At 40.0% G+C, this 3,538-nt stretch carries 2 protein-coding genes; both read right to left on the bottom strand.

The features are described 5' to 3' along the window. The coding region (locus BM253_RS17010) for a glycine-rich protein (RefSeq protein ID WP_245758532.1) at positions 1 to 2,780 on the bottom strand (2,780 nt) is incomplete at its 3' end. Between the two features lie 185 nt (positions 2,781 to 2,965). After that, the coding region (locus BM253_RS17005) for a T9SS type A sorting domain-containing protein (RefSeq protein ID WP_143095708.1) at positions 2,966 to 3,538 on the bottom strand (573 nt) is incomplete at its 5' end.

Below are 3,538 nucleotides of genomic sequence, written 5' to 3'. Positions count from 1 at the left end.
AATCCTATTACTCCGTCTGACCATAACACCGTGTAAGGTGCAATACCGCCACTTGGTGACACACTGGCAGATCCGTCGTTCTTGCCGTTACAACTTACATTTGTGAATGTTAAATTAGGCACTACTAATGTTGGCTGGGTGATGGTTGTAGAAGCTGTTGTTACTGTTCCTCTATCATCTGTTACCGTTAATGTATATGTTCCGGCAGCAAGATTAGTTAAAGATGATGTGGTTGCACCTGATGGTGACCATGCATACGTATAGGGTGGTTTACCACCTTCAACGGTTGCGTCAATCGTACCGGTAGTAGCACCAAAACATAGAATATCTGTTTTATCTAGATCCACTAATAATGGTGGTACATCTTCGTAATAAACGTCATCAATATTTATATCTACTGTATTAGTAGTACCATTGTGTGCTAGTCTAAACCCAAAATAATCGTCGGTTGTAGCTGGAGGATAAACACTATACTCTTGGTAACTTGTATGATCGATCACTATTTCTTGAATAACTGTAAAAGTAGATGTTGCCGTTTTTCCATTAGATCTAACAACTTGTAATTTATTGCTGGCATTTGTATTTGTTGCCATGGCAGAGAAACGAATACGTTTGTTTCCATTTCCTAAATTTACTGTTTCAGGAGATATCAACACTAAATTTTGAGTAGCATTTCCGGTAGTATTAGTTCTATATAGTCTAAATGAGTTCGGTGTAGATATGGCATCAGCCCCTTCAACATAACCATAGCCCGTAGTTACAACTTCGTCTATATAACTCCAACAACGCGGATAAGACTCTACAGCTGTTGTACCGGTAGGAGTGGTATCGAAATTCTCATAAAAATTACCAAAAACACCGCAAAGTGTTACAAATTCTACAGGGTATTGCGTCCAAACCCCTAATGATGTACCACATTTGCTGCGTACATATACAAAATACTGTGTAGCAGGATTTAATGATGTTACATTCGCAGTAGTAGAATTAACCCCGGTAGTAGAACCTGATCTTACTACAATGCCATTGATATCACGTACTTCCCAATCGTATCCCGTTACACCCGGTGCAATTGACGGATTCCAACTAATCCCAACTCCAGTTGTTGTAATATTAGCTACTTTTATACCAATAGGAAATACACAAGGAGAAACATTTTCATAGAAAACATCGTCTATATTAATGTCAATTAAAGTTGTAGTATTATTATAAGCTAATCTAAAACCAAAGTAATCATCGGTGGTTGTTGCTAAAGGAACTATATACTCTTGGTAACCAGTATGATTAACTACAATCTCTTGAATAACAGTAAATGTAGAAGAAGATGTAGTTCCGTTCGATCTAACAATCTGCAATATATTACTCGCATTTGTAGTAGTAGCCATTGCGGAAAAGCGAAGCTGCTTGGTTCCGTTACCCAAATTATCCGTTTGTGGTGATATTAATACCAAATTTTGCGAAGCATTCGTTGTTGAATTTGTTCTGTACAATCTAAACGAATTAGGTGCAGATTGTGCAGTAGCTGCCTCTACATAACCATAGCCTGTAGTGGTAATTTCGTCAATATAACTCCAACAGGTTGGAATAGTAGCATTGCTGGTACTTCCTACAGCGGTAGTATCAAAATTTTCTGAAAGGGTAGTAATTGCACTAGGCTGACCCATTGTAACTATATTGGAAGTATCTGTACTATTACTGTTTGTACATGTTACTACAAAACGGTAATCACTAGCTACAGTTTGGCTTGTTACTGTATAAGATAGTTGTGTTGCACCAGAAATAGGTTGCCACACACCAGTACCGGCATCAGAACGTTGCCATTGATAATTAAGTCCTCCCCCCATGGTAGTACCAATCACAGACAAGGTAAAAGGTTGGCTTCCGCATGCTCGTGTTGTAGGTGTAACTGATGCTGTACCAGCCGTTGGAGTTCCTGTACAAGGTATCAATGATCTAATAATAACGGTACCGTTACCTGTAGTATCCGGGTTTACAACAAAACCTGATTGTGTATGACTTAGAGTAATACCATTAGTAACACCTAAACCTCCAATATAACCAGAACCACCACCACCACCATTACTAGTGTTACCTGCAACAGATCCGCCACCAGCGCCGCCGCCGTACCAGCCGCCGCCGCCGGCTCCTGCAGCATCAAGAGATTGCCCTCCCTGACCTGCTGTACCTGAAGAGCCCCCTGCTCCGGCTCCTGCAGCGCCACCAGCTGTCTGAGTTCCACCTTGACCTGGATTGGATCCATTACTATTATTACCAGTAAGACCGCCGCCGCCGCCTACACCGACACCAGAATTAGAACCACCGCCAGCTCCGCCAGCAACTATTACAATATTACTACGCACCGTAGTATCTGTTAATAATCCCGTTGATCTGGAAATATGTGTCGCTCCACCACCAGATCCCCGAGTTGCCCCAGCTGGATTGGGTCTAGGTCCTCCACCGTTATATCCCCCGTTTATATCAGAAGGAATACCGCCGGTTCCACCAGCACCACCAACCACAATATATAACGCTCCGCCAGGATGAGTATATTCACCTTTTGAGTATCCCCCTTTACCTCCTTGTGAGCCCCCCCCATCGGCACCCCACATCTCTATTTCATATAAACCCGCAGGTAACGTTACGGTTTGTACAGCCCCAGTGTAAGAATAAGTCTGTGCATGTACTTGAAAAAGTGACAAAAACAAGCCACATAATAATAAAACCAAAGCTTTAGTTTGCAACCATGGTATTTTACGCCTTGTTTGATAAGTAATTTTTCTCATGAATTAAAAATTTTCGGATTAGATATGTTGTTTTTTTAATAATTGATAAATATATAAAAAAAACAGCATTGAGTAAAAATATATACAAAATTGTCTTTAAAATTTAACTAATTTCAAAAAACACTATAAACAAAACGAGGCAGGTTTTTACCCTGCCTCGTCTCTTATAAAATAAATATGTAATCTTACTTTTTGATCACCTTCACAAACTGTGAAGCTTTTTCAGTATCAATTCTTACCAAATAAGTTCCTGAACTTAATCTGCTTAAATCAACCTTCACTTCGTTTGACTGGTAATTGTTGCTTAACACCTTCTGTCCTGTTATTGTGAACACTTCTACCTTCGTTACTTCTTCAACGTAAGTAATGTTCAACTCTGAATCTACAGGGTTAGGAAAATATTTAAGCTGTGCCAAATCCAATTCCGCATTACTTAAATTTAAGGTTACAGTAACAGCCGTTGGTAAGCTTCCACAGTTGTTGGTACCTGTTAAGATACCATAATAGGTTGCTCCGTTTTGTAACAAATGGTTCACACTTAACGGGTTTTGTTGTCTTACCGCATCGTTATAACTTGCAAACCAGATTACATTTGGCTGGTTCATTACCAAGTTTGATATTCTTGCCTGATAAGGGAAACCTTGTGTGGTTTGACCTGTTGGGCTTGTTGGACGTGGACTCACCGTTACAATAACCTGAGTTTTTGCAGAAGTACATCCTGAATTCTCAAACGCGATATAATAGGTTCCTGCTGTTAT

Origin of the sequence: Paenimyroides ummariense (assembly GCF_900115115.1) — a bacterium.
Taxonomy (GTDB): Bacteria; Bacteroidota; Bacteroidia; order Flavobacteriales; family Flavobacteriaceae; genus Flavobacterium; species Flavobacterium ummariense.
This window is presented reverse-complemented; position numbering and strand designations above follow the sequence as displayed.